Source organism: Tenacibaculum sp. nBUS_03 (genome assembly GCF_051201695.1).
Classification (GTDB): domain Bacteria; phylum Bacteroidota; class Bacteroidia; order Flavobacteriales; family Flavobacteriaceae; genus Polaribacter.
The window spans coordinates 2036241-2058775 of sequence record NZ_CP179214.1; the positions used below are offsets into that span (position 1 = coordinate 2036241).

Annotated in this window: 22 protein-coding genes, 1 tRNA gene and 1 pseudogene; 5 read left to right on the forward strand and 19 right to left on the reverse strand. The window is 32.2% G+C overall.

All coding sequences use genetic code 11. From position 1 onward, the window contains the following. Positions 1-85 precede the first annotated feature (85 nt). From ACMFBB_RS09515 to ACMFBB_RS09530, 4 genes are read right to left on the reverse strand one after another with little or no spacing between them, the layout of a single operon-like run. Positions 86-904, reverse strand: coding sequence for a mechanosensitive ion channel family protein (locus ACMFBB_RS09515; protein WP_435264156.1), 819 nt, complete (start codon positions 902-904; stop codon positions 86-88). 25 nt (positions 905-929) lie between these two features. Continuing rightward, positions 930-1130: a hypothetical protein gene (locus ACMFBB_RS09520; RefSeq protein ID WP_435264157.1), complete on the reverse strand. Its 201-nt coding sequence runs from the start codon at positions 1128-1130 to the stop codon at positions 930-932. A gap of 5 nt (positions 1131-1135) precedes the next feature. After that, positions 1136-1381, reverse strand: a complete 246-nt coding sequence (locus ACMFBB_RS09525) for an RNA polymerase sigma factor (protein ID WP_435264290.1) — start codon at positions 1379-1381, stop codon at positions 1136-1138. Between the two features lie 11 nt (positions 1382-1392). Beyond that, positions 1393-1707, reverse strand: a complete 315-nt coding sequence (locus ACMFBB_RS09530; RefSeq protein WP_435264158.1) for an RNA polymerase sigma factor — start codon at positions 1705-1707, stop codon at positions 1393-1395. A gap of 221 nt (positions 1708-1928) precedes the next feature. Between ACMFBB_RS09530 and ACMFBB_RS09535 the strand changes: the two genes are divergently transcribed. The 3 genes from ACMFBB_RS09535 to ACMFBB_RS09545 all read left to right on the forward strand — a co-directional run bounded on the left by ACMFBB_RS09535 (position 1929) and on the right by ACMFBB_RS09545 (position 4397). Continuing rightward, positions 1929-2792, forward strand: coding sequence for a sigma-70 family RNA polymerase sigma factor (locus tag ACMFBB_RS09535; protein ID WP_093868660.1), 864 nt, complete (start codon positions 1929-1931; stop codon positions 2790-2792). Positions 2793-2941: 149 nt separating this feature from the next. Then, entirely contained in the window at positions 2942-3598 is a 657-nt protein-coding gene (gene rpe, locus ACMFBB_RS09540) for a ribulose-phosphate 3-epimerase (protein ID WP_435264159.1), read from the forward strand. A gap of 166 nt (positions 3599-3764) precedes the next feature. Then, positions 3765-4397: a Crp/Fnr family transcriptional regulator gene (locus ACMFBB_RS09545; RefSeq protein WP_435264160.1), complete on the forward strand. Its 633-nt coding sequence runs from the start codon at positions 3765-3767 to the stop codon at positions 4395-4397. A 549-nt stretch (positions 4398-4946) separates the two neighbouring features. Here ACMFBB_RS09545 and ACMFBB_RS09550 read toward each other — a convergent pair. The 15 genes and pseudogenes from ACMFBB_RS09550 to mraZ form a co-directional block, all read right to left on the reverse strand. Then, positions 4947-5019, reverse strand: a tRNA-Arg gene (locus tag ACMFBB_RS09550). Between the two features lie 7 nt (positions 5020-5026). Continuing rightward, positions 5027-5473 (reverse strand): GatB/YqeY domain-containing protein, encoded by a 447-nt coding sequence (locus ACMFBB_RS09555; protein ID WP_435264161.1) that lies wholly within the window; start codon positions 5471-5473, stop codon positions 5027-5029. 31 nt (positions 5474-5504) lie between these two features. After that, positions 5505-7376 carry a cell division protein FtsZ gene (gene ftsZ / locus ACMFBB_RS09560; RefSeq protein WP_435264162.1) on the reverse strand — a complete coding sequence of 624 codons (1872 nt, stop codon included), beginning with the start codon at positions 7374-7376 and terminating at the stop codon, positions 5505-5507. A 76-nt stretch (positions 7377-7452) separates the two neighbouring features. Beyond that, the gene (gene ftsA / locus ACMFBB_RS09565) at positions 7453-8805 is read right to left on the reverse strand and encodes a cell division protein FtsA (protein ID WP_435264163.1); all 1353 of its coding nucleotides are present in this window, start codon (positions 8803-8805) and stop codon (positions 7453-7455) included. Next, positions 8792-9532, reverse strand: a complete 741-nt coding sequence (locus ACMFBB_RS09570; RefSeq protein ID WP_435264164.1) for a cell division protein FtsQ/DivIB — start codon at positions 9530-9532, stop codon at positions 8792-8794. Before ACMFBB_RS09570 ends, ftsA begins: the two co-directional genes overlap by 14 nt. A 3-nt stretch (positions 9533-9535) precedes the next feature. Beyond that, positions 9536-10882, reverse strand: a complete 1347-nt coding sequence (murC, locus tag ACMFBB_RS09575) for a UDP-N-acetylmuramate--L-alanine ligase (RefSeq protein ID WP_435264165.1) — start codon at positions 10880-10882, stop codon at positions 9536-9538. After that, complete coding sequence (murG, locus tag ACMFBB_RS09580; protein ID WP_435264166.1) at positions 10883-11983, reverse strand: undecaprenyldiphospho-muramoylpentapeptide beta-N-acetylglucosaminyltransferase; 1101 nt, start codon at positions 11981-11983, stop codon at positions 10883-10885. Then, entirely contained in the window at positions 11967-13157 is a 1191-nt protein-coding gene (locus ACMFBB_RS09585) for an FtsW/RodA/SpoVE family cell cycle protein (RefSeq protein WP_435264167.1), read from the reverse strand. Before ACMFBB_RS09585 ends, murG begins: the two co-directional genes overlap by 17 nt. A gap of 30 nt (positions 13158-13187) precedes the next feature. Continuing rightward, the gene (gene murD / locus ACMFBB_RS09590; RefSeq protein ID WP_435264168.1) at positions 13188-14522 is read right to left on the reverse strand and encodes a UDP-N-acetylmuramoyl-L-alanine--D-glutamate ligase; all 1335 of its coding nucleotides are present in this window, start codon (positions 14520-14522) and stop codon (positions 13188-13190) included. After that, a complete protein-coding gene (mraY, locus tag ACMFBB_RS09595) occupies positions 14523-15749 on the reverse strand; it encodes a phospho-N-acetylmuramoyl-pentapeptide-transferase (protein ID WP_435264169.1) in 1227 nt (408 codons plus the stop codon). It lies immediately after the preceding gene. 3 nt (positions 15750-15752) lie between these two features. Further along, positions 15753-17219, reverse strand: a complete 1467-nt coding sequence (locus ACMFBB_RS09600; protein ID WP_435264170.1) for a UDP-N-acetylmuramoyl-L-alanyl-D-glutamate--2,6-diaminopimelate ligase — start codon at positions 17217-17219, stop codon at positions 15753-15755. Then, positions 17220-19180, reverse strand: a pseudogene (locus ACMFBB_RS09605) (penicillin-binding protein). A 57-nt stretch (positions 19181-19237) separates the two neighbouring features. Further along, positions 19238-19567 (reverse strand): FtsL-like putative cell division protein, encoded by a 330-nt coding sequence (locus tag ACMFBB_RS09610; protein ID WP_435264171.1) that lies wholly within the window; start codon positions 19565-19567, stop codon positions 19238-19240. A 5-nt stretch (positions 19568-19572) separates the two neighbouring features. Next, positions 19573-20469, reverse strand: a complete 897-nt coding sequence (gene rsmH / locus ACMFBB_RS09615; protein WP_435264172.1) for a 16S rRNA (cytosine(1402)-N(4))-methyltransferase RsmH — start codon at positions 20467-20469, stop codon at positions 19573-19575. Then, on the reverse strand, positions 20456-20923 hold the full coding sequence (gene mraZ / locus ACMFBB_RS09620) for a division/cell wall cluster transcriptional repressor MraZ (protein WP_435264173.1): 468 nt from the start codon (positions 20921-20923) through the stop codon (positions 20456-20458). Before mraZ ends, rsmH begins: the two co-directional genes overlap by 14 nt. Before the next feature lie 203 nt (positions 20924-21126). Between mraZ and ACMFBB_RS09625 the strand changes: the two genes are divergently transcribed. Together ACMFBB_RS09625 and yihA are read left to right on the forward strand one after the other, a co-directional pair. Next, positions 21127-21891 (forward strand): alpha/beta fold hydrolase, encoded by a 765-nt coding sequence (locus tag ACMFBB_RS09625; protein WP_435264174.1) that lies wholly within the window; start codon positions 21127-21129, stop codon positions 21889-21891. A 16-nt stretch (positions 21892-21907) separates the two neighbouring features. Further along, complete coding sequence (gene yihA, locus ACMFBB_RS09630; RefSeq protein ID WP_435264175.1) at positions 21908-22519, forward strand: ribosome biogenesis GTP-binding protein YihA/YsxC; 612 nt, start codon at positions 21908-21910, stop codon at positions 22517-22519. The last annotated feature ends 16 nt before the right edge of the window (positions 22520-22535 follow it).

The following is a 22535-nucleotide window of genomic DNA, read 5'->3' on the forward strand; positions in this document are numbered from 1 at the left end:
TAGAAGTCCCCCGAAATCTATCATTAACATTATCTATAACAATAGTTTATACTTTACAAATATATAACTATTTTTTTACATCCGATTATTTTACAAAAACTATTTTACTGTTAACCACATCTTTAATTGGCAATACAATGTTACCATTTGAAGTATTAAGAGTCATACAAATATTATCTATTGCTATAACTACTCCTTCTATATCATCAATAATTACTCTTTGACCTATTCCTATATTCTTCCTAGAATAATAGCCAAACAGTAATCTTGTTATTACATCTTTTGCACCAAGTCCAAAAGCGATTGTAAACGCTAGTAAGACAGAACCAATTACTAATGTTAAATTACTTTTTATAACTGAAGTATCAACACCTGCTTGATCTAGAGCTGTAATAGACAGGAAAACCACGATTAAATAAAAAGCAATATTACCAACCAAGTTCCCACCGGATATTTCAAGAGATTTAAACATTGATTGAACTGCTTTTTTAACCATAGTACCTAAGTATGCACCAGCAACAAAAATCCCAAGTGCTGTTAATAATTTTGGCAGATAAGCGAAGAAACTTTTAATTCCTTCAGAAACAGCTACTATGCCGAAAATACTTGACCCAGCCATTACAAAAATCAAAATTAAAAACCACTTAAGTATTCCTAAGATAATTTTGGTTAAAACAATATTTATAGTGGAATTTCCAAAAATTTCAGTTTTGCTTAATTTTTTAGACCATTCATCTATTTTAGTTTTAGCTAATGCTTTTCGTATGACATATAAAAATACTTTTATAAATAGCCATGCAATTACTATAAAACTAATGAAACCTAAGACAGTAGGTATAGACTCATTCAGGTCATTTAATATTTTTTTAAAAGGATTGAGGATATTCATTTGTAAAAAAATCATAGTAGTAATAGTTTAATTATAAAAGTTATTCAGTTTCTTTATTATCAGTTTTTTCAGGAGTACCACCTCCGTTTAATAGATCAGCTACAACATTAGGGTATTTAACCACAAATAAATCAGCTACATCTATAGAAAGCTTAATCATTGCCACATCATTGAGTACTTTTTCTTTAAGTATCTCTGGCAATTCTTCGTTATGTAATATTTTCTTAAATGGATTATCCATAATAATTACAACTCATTATACGTTTTTACGACTTTCTCTTTAGCTCGCTTCAAACGCATTTTAACAGCGCTTTCGCCTAACTCTAACACTCCTGATATTTCTTTTATACTCATATCATCTTGATATTTCATTAATAAAATGATTTTTTCAGAAGGTGGTATCATTTCGAGTACTTTAGCCAATTTTTCAGACTTTAACTCAAATAATGTGGCATCATCAATCTCATCAAACCCACTATCATCCTCTTTAATTTGGTCAGTTACTACTGTAACTTTTTCTTTTTCTTTGCACTATTCCTTTGAACATAATTTACGCAAAAATTATATGTAAATGAATATAACCAAGTAGAGAATTTAGATTTTCCTTTAAAAGTACGTAATTTTACAAATAAACGAATGAAAAGGTCGTGCGTTAAATCCTGTGCCTCCTCTTTACTCTTAGAGAAACCATAGCATTTATTATACACAACGCCAGCATACCTGTCATATAAAATAGCGAATAAATGAGTATCATTTTTCTCCACTATTTTTTTAACCAGATCTTCGTCACTTAATTTTGTAACATCAATACTTTTCAAAGGCTAAGTTTGATTATTGTTTGTTTAGACTTGTAGTTAAATAAGACACATTCTTTTTTAACAAGTCACTTTCATGTTTTTTATCTTACCAAAATTAACAATTCTTTAACAGTTAAAAGATTTAATTTAAAAAAAATAATAATTTTTGTAACATTTTTTAATAATGCTACGTATAAGTATATGTAGAGTGATTGATAATTATAAAAAAATAGTTTTTTTACATGAGACAACTTAAGATTACAAAGCAGGTTACCAATAGAGAAACTGCCTCATTAGATAAATATTTACAAGAAATAGGAAAAGTAGATTTAATTACTGCTGATGAAGAAGTAGAATTAGCTCAACGTATTAAAGCTGGAGATCAAAGAGCTTTAGAAAAGTTAACAAAGGCAAATTTACGTTTTGTGGTGTCTGTAGCTAAACAATATCAAAATCAAGGGTTAACTCTCCCTGATTTAATTAATGAAGGTAATTTAGGTTTAATTAAAGCGGCAAAACGTTTTGATGAAACTAGAGGATTCAAATTTATCTCGTATGCTGTATGGTGGATTCGTCAATCTATCTTACAAGCACTAGCTGAACAATCTCGTATTGTGCGTTTACCTTTAAATAAAATTGGGTCTATTAACAAAATTAATAAAATGTATGCTTTCTTAGAGCAAGAAAATGAGCGCCCTCCAAGTGCTGAAGAAATCGCTAAGAAATTAGACATGACGGTTAATGACGTTAAAGAATCAATGAAGAATTCAGGTCGTCACGTTTCAATGGATGCTCCTTTAATTGAAGGTGAAGACTCTAATTTATATGATGTATTAAATTCTGGTGAATCTCCAAACCCAGATAGAACATTATTACATGAATCATTACGTATCGAAATTAATCGTGCCCTAGAAACTTTAACTCCTCGTGAAGCTGACGTTGTTAAATTGTATTTCGGCTTGGGTGAACATCAACCAATGACATTAGAAGAGATTGGTGAAACTTTCGATTTAACGCGTGAGCGAGTTCGTCAAATTAAAGAAAAAGCAATTAGAAGGTTAAAACATACGTCTCGTAGTAAAATTTTAATGACTTACTTAGGTTAATAATACATACAATAACCAATAGTTATTTCAACTATTCGTTTTTGATTAAAAAAGAAAACTCTTGAAATATCAAGAGTTTTCTTTTTTAGTTATAGCGCTTGCCAGTTTTAACTATATTTGCATCACAACACAACTAACAAATACATTTAATGGAAAAACTTATTGCTCCTTCAGTTTTAGCCGCTGATTTTGGAAACCTACAGCGTGATATAGAAATGGTTAACAACAGCGAAGCTGACTGGTTTCATATAGATATTATGGACGGAGTTTTCGTTCCAAATATTTCATTTGGAATGCCAGTACTAAAATCAATAGTACAGCATGCTAAAAAAACGATTGATGTACATTTAATGATTGTAGATCCAGATAGGTATATTGAGACTTTTGCAAATTTAGGTGCCAATATAATTACAGTACATTATGAAGCTTGTACTCATTTGCATAGAACAGTACAAGCTATAAAAGCTACTGGAATGAAAGCTGGAGTAGCTTTAAACCCACATACTCCTATTGCAGTTTTGGAAGACATCATTCAAGATTTAGATTTGGTATGCATTATGAGTGTTAACCCAGGGTTTGGTGGACAATCTTTTATTGAAAACACATATAAAAAAGTGCAACAATTAAAAAATCTTATTGAATTTAACAACGCCTCAACTTTAATTGAAATTGATGGAGGAGTAACTGATAAAAATGCCAATAAACTTATTGAAGCTGGTGCTGATGTTCTTGTTGCTGGTAGTTTTGTGTTTAAAAGTGAAACCCCGTTAGAAACTATTGGAAATTTAAAAAATATTGTCAATTAATTTTTAAATTAGTAAAAAAGCGGTAAAATTAATTTTTACCGCTTTTTTATTGATTATATTGTTCTAATAAAATTGTACTGGATCTATAGTAGTTTTTGTTAGTGATACATATTTTCAAATATTTTTATTTTAAAAATTAGTACTTTTACGGAAAAGCCAACAAATTTTGATAGAAGAATTAAAAAACAATTACGGTTATTTATTTGAAGAAGCTTTATTAGAAGAAATAAATGACATAGCTATTTTAAAAGAATTTAAAGCTGATGTTACCATCATTGAAACAGAAAGCTACATAGTTTCGATTCCTCTATTATTAAGTGGTGCTATTAAAGTTTTAAGGGAAGATGAAAATGGAGATGAATTAGTTTTATATTATTTAGAAAAGGGAGATACCTGTGCAACCACATTATCTTGTTGTATGGGACAAACTAAAAGTAAAATAAGAGCTGTCTCTGAAACTGACGTTACATTATTAATGATTCCTAAACAAAAAATGTCAGAATGGCTAAGTAAATATAAAAGTTGGCAAGAATATATTTTACAAAGCTACCATAATAGATTACAAGAATTTATAGAAGCCGTTGATACCATTGCATTTTTAAACATGGATCAACGCTTACTAAAATATTTACGAGATAAAGCTTTAGTAAATCATAATGATACAATAAGTGTCACTCATCAACAAATCGCCAACGATCTTCATACCTCTAGAGTAGTTATTTCAAGGCTTTTAAAATCTTTAGAAAAGCAATCAATAATTGAGCTACAGCGAAACCTAATAAAGATTCTTGAAATTTAATATAAATTACAATTATTTCTTTCTAAAACTATTCTGAGCAATAATAAAAAACACTCTGAAAATTAAGAATCAGATACATGTCAATAATTAGTCAGCACTATTCACATATCAGTATCTCTTAATAAAAGTCTCTAAATAATTCAAAATATTATTATAAAACTCTCCTTAGTTCTTCTGTAGAGAGAACAACTACTAAGTTCACTTATCAGAAAGCTTATAAATTACCAGTTAATTTGGGGAATCTTAAACAACGTATTTAATGATTCAATGGATTATTTATTTTGAAAATTAACAGCTTTAAACCTTCTCTGAAAATTATTTTATTTTTTAATTCAACACAAAAACACCTAACAATCATATGTAACCGAAAAACTAATACTTATATACGATTCTATATATATAATAAAAAGTTAAAAATAAAGAGTAAAAGCTTTGACAAAGAATGTATTATTATTAATGTTTTATTCCGTGTACAGGACTGTTTTGTGATACTATATATTCTTCATTAAAAAGAGAAAAGCAACAGAAACTATTCTGTTGCTTTTATAGTGACCCAGGAAGGACTCGAACCCTCATCGTCAGAGCCGAAATCTGATGTTCTATCCAATTGAACTACAAGGTCAAAAAAATTATGAAAGTTTTGTTTTTACAATTCCTGATATAATTTTACCGTCAGCTTGCCCAGCTAACTTTTGCGATACAATTCCCATTACTTTCCCCATATCTTTCATTCCTTCAGCACCAACTTGATTTATAGTAGCTACAACCACTTTTTCAATTTCAACTTCACTTAAGGCTTCTGGTAAAAATTGTTCTAACACTTTAGCTTCCGCTAATTCTGGTTCAGCCAAATCTAGCCTATCTTGGTCAGTAAAAACTTTCGCACTGTCTTTACGTTGCTTAACTTGTTTTTGAATTATTTTCATTTCTTCTTCAGAAGACAATTCATTTGCTCCGCCTTGTGTGTTTGCAAGCATAAAAGCTGATTTTAAAGCTCTTAAAGCTGCCAAAGCTACTGTGTCTTTAGACTTCATAGCTTCTTTCATTTTATTTATTACCTCTTGCTGTACACCCATTTATTTTAGTTTTTTTAAAGTAATTTTATGATTAATCTACATTATCATGTAAAAATGAGTTATTAGATTGTAAGAAATCATTATTATCGGTATTCAATGCTGTATCAGACTTACTGATATCTTTATTAGTTTCAATATCTACACCTAACCTTTTATAAGCTGGTTGACGCTCAATTTCATCTATGTTTTTACTAACTTGATCAGCAAATTTATAGTTGAATCCTTTCATTTTTTCACGCCTCTCTTGTGCTTTTTTTTGCAACTCAGAGATTGTTAAACTTAAAGGAGTTACCTCGTCATTTGAACTATCAGTAATAGTTTTGTCTTCTGTTTTAGTTTTTACCTCAAAACGTAACGCTTCTTCAACTTCATTCTTAATTGTAGGTATGGAACTTTTTCCAATTGTAGGCTCAGCACTAAAATCATCTAAAACATAACGTTTTTGAATTTCTTTTACTCTAGGCTCAACCTCTTCTGCTTTTACCTCAATATTTTTAATATTTTCAGTTGTTTCAACAAAAGTTGAATTTGGTTTTACTTCTTCATATGAGCTCAAGGGTAAATCAAACAATAAATCTTGTTGAATATACTGTTGCTTCTCTTCTTTAGTTTCTTCTTTTACATCAGAAATATTTGTGATAATAAAATCTTCTTCAGAAATATTCTCTAGGGCAATCTCTTCATATACTACATCAATATTTTTTATAACATCAGTAGTGTCTATTATATCTATATTTGGTTTTACCTCTTCTTTTTCTTCTTCTAAAATATGAACAATTTTTTTCTCAGGTTTAGGAGTTAACGGCTGATTTATCGTTGCCGCTTTTTCTATTTTTTTTTCTTCAAAAGTGTAAGTTGCTTTTTGTTCATCTTCTAAAGTATGAACTATTTTTTTTACCTCAGTATTTGTTATATTACCTTGCTGATCAGCTGCAAAACCTGTTGCTACAATTGTTAACGATATGCCGTCTTCCAATGACTCATCTTCTCCTATCCCCATAATAATATTAGCATCAAACCCGGCTTCTTCTTGAATATGATCATTGATTTCACCTATCTCATCTAAAGTTACCTCATTAGCTCCAGAAACGATTAACAACAATACATTTTTAGCTCCTGTAATTTTATTATCATTTAATAAAGGAGAATCCAATGCCTTTACAATAGCATTTTTAGCTCTATTAGCACCTGTTTCTTTAGCTGACCCCATTATTGCAGTACCACTGTTAGACAACACTGTTTTGGCATCATGTAAGTCAATATTTTGTTTATAGTGGTGTGTAATTACTTCTGCTATACCTTTAGCAGCTGTTGCTAACACCTCATCCGCTTTAGAAAATCCAGCTTTAAAACCTAAGTTTCCATAAACTTCACGTAATTTATTGTTGTTTATAACAATTAAAGAATCTACATTTTTTCGTAACTCATCAATACCTATTTGAGCCTGTTTTGAGCGCATTCTTCCTTCAAATTGAAATGGCATAGTAACGATTCCTACCGTTAATATATCCATGTCTTTTGCAATTTTAGCTATAATTGGAGCTGCTCCAGTACCAGTACCTCCTCCCATACCTGCGGTAATAAACACCATTTTAGTATGTGTGCTCAACATTTGTTGAATTTCTTGAATACTTTCAGCAGCCGCTTGTGCGCCTACTTCAGGGTTTGCTCCAGCTCCTAAACCAGATGTTAAGTGTGCCCCTAACTGGATTTTATTCGGTATTGGGCTGTTTTCTAAGGCTTGAGAATCAGTATTACAAATTACGAAATCTACTCCGTGAATTTGTTTACTATACATGTGATTTACAGCATTACTTCCTCCCCCACCAACACCAATTACTTTAATGGCATTCGATTGTGTTTTAGGCATGTCGAATGAAATGTTATCAAATTCTGCGCTCATAATAACTTTCCTTTTATTAAATTTTTGTTTACTACTCTCCTATTCAGGGGCATAGGAGTATTTCTTATATAATTAATTATTCTGCATTATCTAAAAACTCTTTGAATCGTTCTGTAAACTTTTCAAAAAAGGACTTAGATTTATGTGTCTTTCTTTTATTCTCTACAACAGGTTCTTCCTCTTGTTCTACTTCGTCTTTTATTATTTCTCTCTCAAAAATCGGTTGTTCAACAATTTCTTCTTCCTCCTTTTCTTCTTCTTCTTTTCTTTGTTTTTCTAGACCTTCCATTAGTAAACCTACAGCTGTAGCATAAGCTGGACTAGATAAAACATCATCAGAATCACCAGCTAAATGCTCATTAGGATAACCTATTCGTACATCCATACCTGTGATATACTCAACTAACTGACGCAAATGTTTTAACTGTGAACCTCCACCAGTAAGAACAATACCTGCTATTAATTTTCCTTTTTGAGTTTCGTGTCCATAATTTTTTATCTCCAGATATACATGCTCTATAATTTCTTGAACGCGAGCATGAATTATCTTGGATAGATTTTTTAATGTGATTTCTTTAGGCTCTCTTCCTCTTAAACCAGGAATAGAAACAATTTCTGTTTCTTTATTTTCTCCAGGCCATGCTGACCCAAATTTAGTTTTTAATAATTCGGCTTGCTTTTCTATAATTGAGCAACCTTCTTTTATATCTTCAGTAATCACATTTCCTCCAAATGGTACTACTGCTGTATGCCTAATAATACCATCTTTAAAAATAGCTAAATCAGTTGTTCCTCCACCTATATCTATTAAAGCTACTCCAGCTTCTTTTTCTTCCTGACTTAAAACGGCAGACGCTGATGCTAATGGCTCAAGAGTTATATCTGATAAACTTAACCCTGCACTTTTTACACATCTTCCAATATTTCTTATAGAAGACACCTGTCCAACAACAACATGAAAGTTAGCTTCCAGCCTTCCTCCGTACATGCCAATAGGCTCTTTAATGTCTGACTGGCTATCAACTTTATATTCTTGAGGTAATACATGAATTATCTCCTCACCAGGTAACATTACCAATTTGTGTACTTGCCCTACTAAGTTTTCTATATCTAATTCATCTATTACTTCATCTGACTTTTCTCTTGTTATGTAATCACTATGATGTAAACTACGAATATGCTGCCCAGCAATCCCAACAACAACATCTTCTATTTGTTGACCAGAAACACTCTGAGCTTCGTCTACAGCTTGCTGAATAGACTGAATTGTTTGCGTTATATTATTTACCACACCTCGTTTTACACCTAAACTTTTCGCTTTACCAATACCTAAAACTTCCAGTTTTCCATATTCGTTTTTACGACCAATCATGGCAACAATTTTGGTTGTACCAATATCTAACCCAACTGCTATTTTATTGTTTTCCATCTTGATTTTGTTTTGTGCACACAACTTGATTGTGATATTTTAAATTTATTTCTTTATACTTTTTTATAGAACCATCTATTAAGGCTTTGTTATAAAATGCTTTAAGTTTTTTAAATTTAACTTTTACATCTTTAAGCTTCCCAAAAATTATTTTATAGCTTCCAGTACGAACAGTAAAAACAAATTCGTTTTGAGCATTTTTTTCAATAGCGATGATTTCTTTGGTAAAAAAATCATCTTTTGAAATTGTTGTTATTAACTGAATTAATTCTTTTATTTCTTCAGTATTTTTAATACCAGAAGCTAAAGGTACACGAGCCGAAAAATTTGCTGACAAAGGCATCTTAACACCATACTTATCAACATAATAGACCGTACTTTTATCAACAACTCGAACTATTGGTTTTCGTTGTTTTATAATTGTTTTCAACATCCCATCTATAGTTAAAAAAACAGTTGCTTTTTCTACATATGGGCTTGCTGAAACATTAGTTTCTAGAAAGTGTAAATCTACTATTCTTTTTGGTTGATTTTTAACAAATTCTTGACTTTGTATTAACAATTTATCAACTGCTTTGTGCGTCAAGAAGTTATTATCTCCCGCCTCAAATTCAACAATAGTATTTTTTACTTTTTTCGCACCATTTCTACTAGAAGTAAACCCGTACAAAAAAAACAAAATCACTACTAAAATCACTAATGATATGTAGGGTAGTATTTTTTTCACCTTTTAAATCTTATACTTTTGTTCTAATTTAATTTTAACATCATTTACTAACAAACCTATATCTCCGGCCCCAATCATTACAATTATTTTTGCATCAGATTTTAGAACGTCTTGAACAATCTTTTGTTTTGTTGTTAACTTTTTATTTTCAAGAGACATTTTATCTAATAACCATGATGATGTAACTCCCTTTATTGGCAACTCTCTGGCAGGGTATATATCTAACATTAAAACCTCATCAAACTTAGAAAGTGCCTTAGAAAAATCACTTGAAAAATCTTGTGTTCTACTGAACAAGTGTGGCTGAAAAACTGCTAATACTTTTTCAGTAGGATACATTTCTCTTATAGATTCTTCTACTGCATTTATTTCAGTAGGATGATGTGCATAGTCATCAATCAACACAACACTTTTGGTTTTTAACTTATATGAAAATCTTCTTTGAACTCCCTTGAATGTTTTCAATTGTTGCTTTATTACTTCTAAAGGAACACCATACACATCTGCCATAGCTAATGCCGCTATAGCATTCAATAAGTTATGCTTACCAGGCAAATAAAACTCTATATTCTCCAATAAACTAGTTGGTGTTTTTATACTAAAAACATACACACCATCATTTATTTTAACATTAAAAGCCATGTAATCTGCCTCCTCATTTACAGCATATGTTAACCCTTCAATAGGTAAACCTTTTGCTACAATTAATGTATCAGTAACTTTGTTAGCAAACTCTCTAAATGACTGCTCTAAAGCATCAGCCTCACCATAAATATCTAAATGATCTGCATCCATAGAAGTTATACAGGCTATATTTGGTGACAACTTTAAAAATGATCTATCAAATTCATCTGCCTCTACCACAGAAACCTCATCTCCTCCTAAAATCAAATTTGAATTATAATTCTCAGCCATTCCTCCTAAAAATGATGTAGCCTTTACTGGTTGCATTATATGACCCAAAATCGAAGAAGTTGTTGTTTTCCCATGAGTACCAGCCACACCTAAACAAAAAGAATTTCTTGTAATTTCCCCTAATATCTCTGCCCTCTTTAAAACAACAAAACCGTTGTTTTTAAAATACGTAAGCTCGTTATGCTTATCAGAAACTGCAGGTGTATAAACCACAACTGTTTTTTCCTTATCCAAAAAAGACAACGGAATATTTTTAACAGCGTCATCAAAATGAATTTGTACTCCTATCTTTTTCAATGAATTAGTAATTGGGGTATCTACCTTATCATAACCAGCTACTATTTTACCATTTGCACAAAAATAACGAGCAATAGCACTCATTCCAATACCACCAACTCCTATAAAATATACATTATGTATCTTATTTAAATTCATCTACTCCTTAAAATGGATTATTTTCTCTATTTCGTTTACAATATCATTCGTTGCATTAGGCAATGCTAGAGTTTTAATATTCTCGCTTAAACTTTCTTGTTTCCCCTTATCTTTCAATAATGTTTCCAATACAATTGGAAATGTATCTAACTCACTTTCTTTTACCAAAATCGCTCCATGTTTATCTACAATAGCTTTAGCATTTTTGGTTTGATGATCTTCAGCCACATTTGGAGAAGGTACAAAAACTGTAGGCTTACCTACTATACATAACTCTGAAACTGAACTTGCCCCTGCTCTTGAAACAATAAAATCAGAAGCAGCATATGCCAAATCCATCCTATTCAAGAACTGATGTACCTGAACATCCTCATTTGAATCATATTTTTTATACTCATTATAATACAATTTTCCACATTGCCATATAACCTGAATATTATTGTCTTTAAGGAAAACTAATTGAGATTTTATCAATTCATTTATTCTTCTCGCTCCCAAACTCCCACCTAAAACCAATAGTGTTTTCTTGTTTGTTTTTAACTTAAAAAACTTTTTGCCTTTTTCGGTTTTCGAGTGAATAAACAATAAATCTTGTCTAACAGGATTTCCTGTTTTTATAATTTTATCAGATGGAAAAAAACGCTCAAGATTATCATATGCTACACATATTCTTTGTGTTTTTTTACCTAATAATTTATTTGTTATCCCAGGATAAGAATTTTGCTCCTGAATTAATGTAGGAACCCCTTTCCTAGCAGCAACTATTAACGTAGGACCACTCGCAAACCCTCCAGTACCTATTGCAACATCTGGTTTAAATTTTCTTACAATACTATTTGCCTTCCATAAACTACTCAATAACTTAAAAGGAAATATTAAATTTTTTAAAGTCAACTTACGCTGTATTCCAGAAATCCACAACCCTTTTATTTCATAACCAGCTTGAGGGACTTTTTCCATCTCCATTTTATCTTTAGCTCCTACAAACAAAATACTAGCATCAGGATACCTAAGCTTAATTTCATTAGCAATAGCAATAGCAGGGTAAATATGCCCCCCTGTTCCTCCTCCACTTATTATAACCTTAATCGATTGTTTCATGTAAAATATCTAAAGGATTATCATCTAATATTGTTTCTTCAGTCTCATTCTTTGAGGCACTCACACTTAATATCATCCCTAAGGCAAAACAAGTCATCCATATTGAGGTACCTCCACTACTAATTAAAGGTAATGTTTGGCCAGTTACTGGTAAAATATTTACAGCTACAGCCATATTAATCATGGCTTGAAATACAATTGGAACACCAACGCCAATCACCATTAATGTTGCAAAAATTGTAGTCGCTTTTTTTGCTGTAATAAGTATCCTAAACAACAATAAAAAGTAAATAAAAACCACTAAAATCGCCCCCAACAAACCATATTCTTCTACAATTATTGCATAAATAAAATCTGATGATGATTGTGGTAGAAAATTTTTCTGCACACTTTTACCTGGCCCTTTCCCTATTGCTCCTCCAGTAGCTATTGCTATTTTTGCTTTTTCAACCTGATAACTCTCAGCTCCTTCTGACTTTGAAAAGCTCTCTAACCTACTTTGCCACGTATTCACGCGGTTAGGCATAGCATCAGGAAATGCTTTTGCTACCAATATAAAAAACAGTAAAGAAAACAAACCCATCCCCAAGATATAACCTATATACCTTAAAGGGTACCCACCTATGAATACCAATAACAGAATCATAGTAAAAAACATAGCTGTAGTTGAAAAATTTGCTGGTAACACTAGTAGTAAAACCAATCCAACCGGTAACCACAACTGCAACAAACTATCTTTAAACTGTATTTGTTTTTCTTTATTTCTAGCTAAATACCTCGCAACATACACCATCAAAACCAACCCTGCCAATGTTGAAGTTTGAAACCCTATACCAACAAAAGGTATATGAATCCACCTACTAGCATTTGCCCCCTCAATAACAGTACCTTGTGCCATTGTAAAAATTAACAACAATATTACTATTGGAAGCATTAATGCTGAACCACCACTAAAATACCTGTAAGGAACTTTATGTACTCCATAAATAACAGCAAAACCAGTAATTAATAAAACAACATGCTTTATCAGATGCCCTATAGTTGAACCATTACCAACAACATATACTAAATTTGTACTAGCACTGTAAACCGGCATGAATGAAAATATCGCCAGTACAGTAACGATAGCCCAAATTGCTCTATCTCCTTTTATATGTTGAAAAATGGATTTCATTGTACTATTTAACTCTTTATTTTTCTTAATCTATAAACTCTTGACTGCTTCTTTAAATTTTATTCCCCTATCTTCATAGCTATCAAATAAATCAAAACTAGCGCATGCCGGCGATAACAAAACAGTATCTCCTTTCTGAGCTATTTTATGTGCTACTTTAACTGCTTCTTCTGCCCCGGCTGTTTGCACTAAAACATCAACTACATTCTCAAAGGTTTCAATAATCTTCTGGTTATCTAATCCCAAACAAACAATACCCTTTACTTTCTCTCTTACCAATGGTAATAAATCCGCATAATCATTCCCTTTATCTACCCCTCCTACAATCCAAACAGTTGCACCATCCATACACTCTAAGGCATAATACGTTGCATTCACATTAGTTGCTTTACTATCATTTACATACTGAACCCCATTAATTTTTTGCACATTCTCTAAACGATGTTCAACACCTTCAAAATCTGATAAGCTTTCAGCAATGGTTTCTTTTCTTACTTTCAACAACCTTGCCGCCATAGCAGAAGCCATCGCGTTTTTTGCATTATGCTTACCTTGCAATTTCAAATCTGTAACACTCATTAGAACCTCTTCTTTATTTAATTTCATTATTATTTTATCTTTTCTTAAAAAAACACCGTAATCCAAATTTTCTTTTAAAGAAAAAGGGACTAATGTTGCTTTTGTTATGTTATTATCCAACCAATTAGTGATTACTTTATCATCAGCGTCATATATTAAAAAATCTTTTTCTGTTTGATTTTTTGTTATTTTAAACTTTGATGCTATGTACTTATCAAAATCATTATCGTACCTATCTAAATGATCAGGAGTTATATTTGTTATTACAGCTATATGAGGCTTAAATTTATCAACACCATCTAATTGAAAACTACTCAACTCTAGCACATATTGATCATAATTATACTCTACTAGTTGCTTTGCAAAACTATCACCAATATTACCCGCTACACCAACATTGAAACCTGCCTTTTCCAACAAGTAATGCGTAATCAAAGTAGTAGTAGTTTTTCCGTTTGAACCTGTTATTCCAACAATCATTGCTTGAGTAAACTCATTTGCAAATTCTATTTCAGAAATAACCAAAATATTTTTTTCTTTTAATTCTTTAACCAAAGGAACATTGTCAGGAATCCCAGGGCTTTTCATTACCACATCAGCAGAAAAAATTTTAGACCTTGTATGCTCACCATCTTCAAATTCGATAACATTATTTAAAAGAACACTTTTATATTTCTCAGCTATCGTTCCTTTATCCGTGACAAAAACCTCATACCCTTTTAGCTTTCCCAAAAGAGCAGTTCCAACACCACTTTCTCCACCGCCTAAAACCACTAATCTCTTCATCTATCTTAGTTTCAACGTTACAATAGCAAATACTGCCAACAAAATACCTACAATCCAAAATCGAGTTACAATCTTACTTTCATGAAACCCGCTCTTTTGGTAATGATGATGAATGGGTGACATCTTAAAAATTCTTCTACCCTCCCCAAATTTCTTCTTCGTATATTTAAAATAAGATACCTGAAGAATTACTGATAAATTCTCAATCACAAAAACTCCTGCCAAAATAGGTAGTAGTAACTCCTTACGAATAGCAATGGCAATTACCGCAATAATACCTCCAATAGTTAAACTACCAGTATCTCCCATAAATACTTGAGCCGGATAAGTATTGTACCATAAAAAACCTATCAAAGCTCCAGCAAAAGCTAAAATAAAAACTGTCATTTCTCCTGACTTCGGTATATACATCACATCTAAATAGTCTGCAAAAATTATATTCCCAGACACCCATGCAAAAATTGCCAATGTTATAACCATTATTGCCGAAGTACCTGCTGCTAAACCATCAATACCATCTGTTAAATTTGCCCCGTTAGAAATCCCTGTTACAATAAAAACCACAACAAAAATGAATACTATCCAACCATATTTTCTATAACCTTCCCCTAAAAAACTTAATGCCTTTGCATAATCTAATTCATTATCTTTCAAAAAAGGAACTGTTGATTTTGTAGATTTATGAGCCACTCCAAAAACTTTCTTTTTACCATTTTCCTGGACAATTTGCTCCTCTACAGGTAACTGCTCTTTTATGGTTACATCTGGGTGAAAATAAAGCATTGCCCCTACAATTATACCTAGACCAACCTGACCTAAAACCTTAAACTTACCTTTCAACCCTCCTTTATCTTTTTTAAATACTTTTATATAATCATCCGCAAAACCAATAAACCCCATCCACAAAGTAGTTATGAGTAAAATTATGATGTAGATATTCTCTAGCTTAGCTAATAATAATACCGGTATTAAAGTTGCTAAAATTATAATAATCCCTCCCATGGTTGGAGTTCCCGACTTTTGAGCCTGACCTTCCAAACCTAGATCACGAACAGTTTCTCCAACTTGTTGTTTTCTTAAAAAGTTTATGATTTTTTTTCCAAAAATCATTGATATCAATAACGATAGAATAAATGCAGATGCAGCACGAAATGTTATAAACTGAAACACACTTGCACCAGTTAGATTGAATTCCTTTTCTAAATATTCAAAAATATAATACAACATTCGTTATGATTTTTTTAATTGATTAAAACAACTTATCACTTCTTCTAAATCATCAAAATGATTTCTTACACCATTTATCTCTTGATAATTTTCATGCCCTTTTCCAGCTATCAAAATTATATCACCAGGTTTTGACAATTTGCAAGCTGTTTTTATAGCCTGTCTACGATCTAAAACAGATACCGTTTTTTTATAATTTTCAGCTGAAACCCCATTCTCCATCTCATCAATTATTACTTGCGGATCTTCAGTTCTTGGATTATCTGAAGTAAATACTACCTGCGTACTTAATTGAGAGGCTATATTTGCCATTTTAGGCCTCTTAGCCCTATCTCTATCTCCACCACATCCAATAACAGTTATTACTTGCTCATTTCCTGTTCTTATATCATTAACCGTTTGCAAAACATTTTTTAAAGCATCTGGCGTATGTGCATAATCTACAATTCCCGTAACCTTATCTTCTGAAACCGCATACTGAAAACGCCCGCTAACACTCTCCAAATCACTCAACAACCTTAAAGTCTCAATATTCTCTAAGCCTAATAAATTTGCCACCCCATATATAGCCAACAAGTTATACGCATTGAAAACACCTATTAACTTTGTCCAAACTTCAATTCCATTAATAGTCAACAGACTTCCTGAAAAACTTTTTTCTAAAACTTTCGCTTTAAAATCAGCTAATGTTTTTAAAGCATACGTATGTTTTTGAGCCTTACAATTCTGTAACATTACTTGTCCGTTTTTATCATCAATATTCACCAAGGCAAATGATGACTTAGGCAATGAATCAAAAAAACTTTTTTTAACATCTCTATACTCAGCAAAAGTCTCATGATAATCTAAATGATCATGAGATAAATTTGTAAACACCCCTCCAACAAAATCTAATCCTTCTGTTCTTTTTTGATGAATCCCATGTGAACTCACCTCCATAAAACAGTATTCAACACCCTCTTCCACCATTTCAGCCAAATACTTATTAATCATCACTGAATTTGGTGTAGTATGTGTTGCTTTATATTCTTTATTATCAACCACAACTTTAACTGTAGACAATAAACCTATTTTATATTCAGCTTTTTTAAACAATTGACACAAAAGCGAAGCTATAGTTGTTTTACCGTTTGTACCAGTTACCCCTATTAATTTCAATTTTCTTGAAGGGTTTTCATAAAAATTAGCAGAAATAATAGCCAAAGCAGTACTTGAATCATCTACCTCAACGTAAGTCACCTTCTCTTCTTTTACTTCTGGTATTTCTTCACAAACAACAACAGTCGCCCCTAACAAAACAGCATTACTTATAAACAAATGTCCATCTACCGACACTCCTCTCTGAGCAACAAAAAGGCCATTTTTCTTAACCTTCCTACTATCAAAATTAATCTCATTAACCCCTACATCTGTACTCCCAAAAATTGAGTTTACAGAAACCTTATACAATATGTCTTTTAAACTTTTCAACTATAATAATCTTAAATAAACAGTTGCTCCTTTTGATACTTTTACTCCCTTTTTTATAGACTGCTCAATTACTTTCCCCATCCCTGAAAACTTAACCTTCAACCCCATATTCTCTAGCAACGAAATAGCATCCATACCACTCATATTAACTACTTTTGGCATAATTGTTTTATACTTATCCAACTTCTTATAATAATCCTGATACTGCTTATCTATTTTCGCATAAGAAATAGTATCTGAAACTGATTGATTATTAATAGGTGTAGTAGTATAGATCTTCTGCGCAATCTCTTTAAACACTGGAGCAGCTACATCCGCTCCATAGTATCCCTTTTCTTTCTTAGGCTCATGAACCACTACAATACATGAATACTTAGGCTCTTTAGCTGGAAAAAACCCAGCAAAAGATGCTACATATTTTTTATCTGAATAATGCCCTGCTACTACTTTCCCATTTCTATCCTTATGTTTTGGAATGTATTTTTTTGCAGTACCTGTTTTTCCTGCCATCGAAAAATTGGAAGAATATATTTTTTTAGCAGTTCCTTTTATAACTACATTCTCCATTACTTTTCGAACCTTATCTAATGTTTTCTGAGAAGCTATTTTTTCTTTCAAAATTTCTGTACCAAAACTCTTATCAACTCTATTCCCTGTTCTTAACTCTTTAACAAAATAAGGCTTAACCAACTTCCCATTATTAGCTACTGCATTATAAAAAGCCAAGGTTTGCAATGGTGTTAGCGAAACACCATACCCCCAAGCCATCCACTCTAACGAAATAGGACTCCACCTTTTTTCTTTAGGGTCCGGTATATATGGTTTTCCTTCTCCTTTTATTTTTACCCCTGTTAATCTATCTAAACCAAAAGATTTAATCTTATTAATAAACTTTTTAGGGTTTTTATCATAATGCTTTCTTATTGTCTTCACAATTCCAACATTAGAAGAAACCTCAAAAACTCTAGCCAATGAGTCTTACCATACCCCCCATACTTACTATCCTCAACCTTTCTCTTATTAATAAATATTTTCCCTTTACCACAGTCAACCATGGAAGAAGTGTCAGCTACTTTATCATCCAAAGCAGCCATCAAACTAGCCAATTTAAATGTTGACCCAGGCTCATGACTTTCCCATACTGCATAATTTCTTTTCTCATAATACTTACCTTTTGACGTTCTACCTAAATTAGAAATTGCTTTAATTTTTCCTGTTGCCACCTCCATAACAACAGCACACCCATGTTCCGCGTCAAAATCCTCCAACCTTTTCAATAAAGCATGATGAGTTATATCTTGAATATTAACATCTATTGTTGTTATTACATCATGACCATCAACAGGTTCTTTCTCATTCACGTCATTAATAGGCTTCCATTGCCCTTTCGCTATTTTCTGTTTCAACCTCACCCCGTTCTTTCCTTCCATATAACCTGCAAACGCTCCTTCTATTCCAGCCCCTCCCCTATAGTCATCATAACCTATAGTTCTTTCAGCAATCTTACCTATAGGGTGCACCCTTACAGTTTCCTGTTCAGCAATAAATCCTCCCCTGTAAATACCCAAACGCAAAATTGGAAAGGTTTTTATTTTAGCATAATCATTATACCCTATATTCCTAGCTATCAACAAATAACGGTTTTTACGTTTTTTTGCATTTCGCAATTTTTTTTGATAATAATCTGCTGATTTCCCCAGCAATCCAGACAAAGACTCCGACAACCCTCTAATATTTTTTTCAAAAACACTAGATTTCACCGTCATTACATCCATTCTTATGGTAAATTTTGACATTGAAGTTGCCAATAAATTACCATCTGAAGCATACACGTTACCTCTATTTGCAAATATTGTATCGTTTCTAACTGTTTTTTCCTGAGACAACCTTTTATACTTATCCCCATCTATATACTGAAGTTTAAAAACCCTAAAAACAATAACCACAAAAAAAAGCGTCATTAAAACTACAACTACATAGAGTTTATTTAATATGCCTTTTTTTACCACCATTATTATTTATTCTTTTTTTAAGGTTACTTTAATTTTTTTTGGGGGAGTTTTTGCCGGCTTAAGTTTTTTTCCTTTCACCTTTTTTCGAATACTACTTTCTAACTTCATCCGCATTAAAATAGTACTCGTATCAACATTTTCTGCCCTTAACCGTCTCTTCTCCCTATTTAACTCTGCTATCTTCACCACTTTCGCATCTGCACTATGGGCACTTGAGATCATAATAAGCAACAGCGCTACAATAAAAACAAGTATTCTCCAATTCTTAAAAGCACTTTCATCAGTAAGAAAACTACCTCTTAAAACATCATAAATACTACTCCTAACCCTAGACATAAAAACTATTTTAGCGTTGCTATTCTTAACTTAGCGCTCCTAGCCCTGTTATTCTTTTTTATCTCCTCTCTTGAAGGAACAATCATCTTCCCAACTTTTTTAAGAGGAACACTAATATTCCCAAAAAAATCTTTCTCAGGCTCTCCACTAAACAAACCTGTTCTAATAAAGCGCTTCACCAACCTATCTTCTAATGAATGATAAGCTATAACACTTAATCTCCCCTCCTCATTCAACAACTGAGGCATTTGCTGCAAAAATTCTTTCAATACTTCCAACTCCTGATTCACCTCAATACGAATAGCTTGAAAAATTTGAGCTAAAATTTTATGTTCTTTTGCTTTTGGCAGAAACCTCTCCAAAACCTCCTTTAACTGAAAGCTAGTTCTTATCTCTTCTTCACCCCTTGCATCAACAATTGTCTTCGCCAGAGTTTTTGCATTCCTAAGCTCCCCATACAAAAACAACACATCTGCCAGCTCTTTTTCACCGTATTTATTAATTATTTTTTTCGCCGAAAGCTTTGATTTTTGATCCATCCTCATATCTAAATCAGCATCAAATCTTGTTGAAAAACCTCTTTCTGCAGCATCAAACTGATGAGAAGACACCCCTAAATCAGCCAACACACCATCAACCTTTCTAACTCCATAAAATCTCAAAAACCTTGATATAAACCTAAAATTCTCTCCTATCAACACAAATCGATCATCCTCAATCTTATTAGCATGCGCATCTGGATCTTGATCAAAAGCAAACAACCGACCTTTCTCCCCTAAACGACTTAAAATTTCACGAGAGTGACCACCTCCACCAAAAGTCACATCTACATACACCCCATCTTCTTTTATACCAAGCGCATCAACACTTTCCTTTAACAACACTGGACTATGATAATTCATCTATCTCTGTATTTCCCATCACCTCTTCTGCCAAATCAGCAAAATCAACAACAGCTTCATCAATTACTTTCTCGTACTCCCCTTTATCCCAAATCTCAATAATATTAACAGCAGAAGACAATACGAGCTCTTTACTCAAACCTGCAAACTGACACAAATCTTTCGGGATTAAAATTCTTCCAGAAGCATCAACCTCCACTATCTTTACCCCTGCAGTAAACCTCCTTATGAAATCATTATTTTTCTTAACAAACCGATTCAACTTATTCACTTTACTCATCACCAAATTCCACTCCTCCAAAGGATACAACTCCAAACACGACTGAAAAACAGATCGTTTAACCACAAAACCATCTTGCAACACCGAAGACAATTGCTTTTTAAAAGCAGACGAAATCATCAACCGCCCTTTAGCGTCCATCTTACACTCATATGTCCCAATTAGGTTTACCACTTAATAAATTGATAGTTTGCATCAAAAATACAAAAAAAACACCACTTTTTACCACATTAACCCACTTTGTTGATAAGTTTTACCACAACACTTAAAACACTGATAACAAACACATTTACACTAACCATCCTATTGAAAATAATAAAAATGAAAATGTGGTAAAAAAAAACTACATTTGTCGATAAGTCAAATCAAACTTTTTTATGACTGAATTTTTAAAAAAAGAAGGCAAATTTACATACGCAGAAGCTGGAGAAGGAACACCAATCATTGTTTTACACGGGCTCATGGGAGCATTGAGTAATTTTGACGCAACTTTTAGCTATTTATCAAAAAAAGGATATAAGGTTATTATGCCTGAACTCCCTTTATACTCTCTCCCCTTACTAAAAACAAATGTTAAAAATTTAGCTAATTTTTTACATGAGTTTATTGAATTTAAGAACTTAAAAGATGTTGTTTTATTAGGCAATTCATTAGGAGGACACATTGCTTTATACTATATTAAACACTACCCAAAAAACATTGCAGCTCTAGTGCTAACTGGTAGTTCTGGTTTATACGAAAATTCAATGGGAAACAATTACCCTAGACGAGGAGACAAAGAATTTGTTCGAAACAAAACCCGTAATGTTTTTTACAACCCTGAAATTGCCACAGATGAGCTTGTTGATCAAGTTTATGAAGTTATCAATGATAGAAACACTTTAATAAGAACATTAGCTATTGCTAAAAGTGCAGTAAGACATAACATGGCTAATGATTTACCCAACATGAACCAACCTACATGTTTAATTTGGGGAAAACAAGACACAGTAACACCTCCTGAGGTTGCTGAAGACTTTCATAAATTATTACCCAACTCCGATTTATATTGGATTGATAAATGTGGGCATGCCGCGATGATGGAAACTCCCGAAGAATTTAATCGTCTTTTAGAAGAATGGTTAACCAAACGAAATATATAATAAGCTATCTTTTTACATGAAAATCAAATCTGCTGATTTTATAATGAGTAACTCTAATGTTACCAAGGCCCCGAAAGATCGGCTTCCCGAATATGCTTTCATTGGTCGTTCTAATGTTGGAAAATCTTCATTAATTAATATGTTAATGGAGCGTAAAGATTTAGCTAAAATATCGGGGAAACCTGGAAAAACTCAACTTATTAATCACTTCAAGATTAATGGTGAATGGTTTTTAGTAGATTTACCTGGGTATGGTTATGCAAAAGTCTCTAAAAAGAAAAGAACGATTTTTCAATATTTTATTGAAAATTATTTTAAAGAAAGAGAACAATTGGTTTGCACCTTTGTTTTGATTGATAGTCGTCATGATCCGCAAAAAATAGACTTAGAGTTTATGCAGTTCCTTGGTAAAAATCAAATTCCTTTTTGTATTGTTTTTACAAAAGCAGACAAGTTAGGAAGCTCAAAATTAAACAAGCAAATCACTTCTTACAAAAAGAAACTTTTAAATACTTGGGAAACACTTCCCACTTCTTTCATAACATCATCTTCTACAGGACTTGGACGTGATGAGTTTTTAAGTTTTATTGAACAAGTAAACCAAGATGTAGCTGAGGATTTTAAATAACCCGTAACTACCTCAA

Coding starts and splice junctions, on each gene's coding strand:
- ACMFBB_RS09515 (WP_435264156.1), bottom strand. CDS start 904: ATGATTTTTTTACAAATGAATATCCTCAATCCTTTTAAAAAAATATTA.
- ACMFBB_RS09520 (WP_435264157.1), bottom strand. CDS start 1,130: ATGGATAATCCATTTAAGAAAATATTACATAACGAAGAATTGCCAGAG.
- ACMFBB_RS09535 (WP_093868660.1), top strand. CDS start 1,929: ATGAGACAACTTAAGATTACAAAGCAGGTTACCAATAGAGAAACTGCC.
- rpe (WP_435264159.1), top strand. CDS start 2,942: ATGGAAAAACTTATTGCTCCTTCAGTTTTAGCCGCTGATTTTGGAAAC.
- ACMFBB_RS09555 (WP_435264161.1), bottom strand. CDS start 5,473: ATGGGTGTACAGCAAGAGGTAATAAATAAAATGAAAGAAGCTATGAAG.
- ftsZ (WP_435264162.1), bottom strand. CDS start 7,376: ATGAGCGCAGAATTTGATAACATTTCATTCGACATGCCTAAAACACAA.
- ftsA (WP_435264163.1), bottom strand. CDS start 8,805: ATGGAAAACAATAAAATAGCAGTTGGGTTAGATATTGGTACAACCAAA.
- murC (WP_435264165.1), bottom strand. CDS start 10,882: ATGAATTTAAATAAGATACATAATGTATATTTTATAGGAGTTGGTGGT.
- murG (WP_435264166.1), bottom strand. CDS start 11,983: ATGAAACAATCGATTAAGGTTATAATAAGTGGAGGAGGAACAGGGGGG.
- ACMFBB_RS09585 (WP_435264167.1), bottom strand. CDS start 13,157: ATGAAATCCATTTTTCAACATATAAAAGGAGATAGAGCAATTTGGGCT.
- murD (WP_435264168.1), bottom strand. CDS start 14,522: ATGAAGAGATTAGTGGTTTTAGGCGGTGGAGAAAGTGGTGTTGGAACT.
- mraY (WP_435264169.1), bottom strand. CDS start 15,749: ATGTTGTATTATATTTTTGAATATTTAGAAAAGGAATTCAATCTAACT.
- ACMFBB_RS09610 (WP_435264171.1), bottom strand. CDS start 19,567: ATGTCTAGGGTTAGGAGTAGTATTTATGATGTTTTAAGAGGTAGTTTT.
- rsmH (WP_435264172.1), bottom strand. CDS start 20,469: ATGAATTATCATAGTCCAGTGTTGTTAAAGGAAAGTGTTGATGCGCTT.
- ACMFBB_RS09625 (WP_435264174.1), top strand. CDS start 21,127: ATGACTGAATTTTTAAAAAAAGAAGGCAAATTTACATACGCAGAAGCT.
- yihA (WP_435264175.1), top strand. CDS start 21,908: ATGAAAATCAAATCTGCTGATTTTATAATGAGTAACTCTAATGTTACC.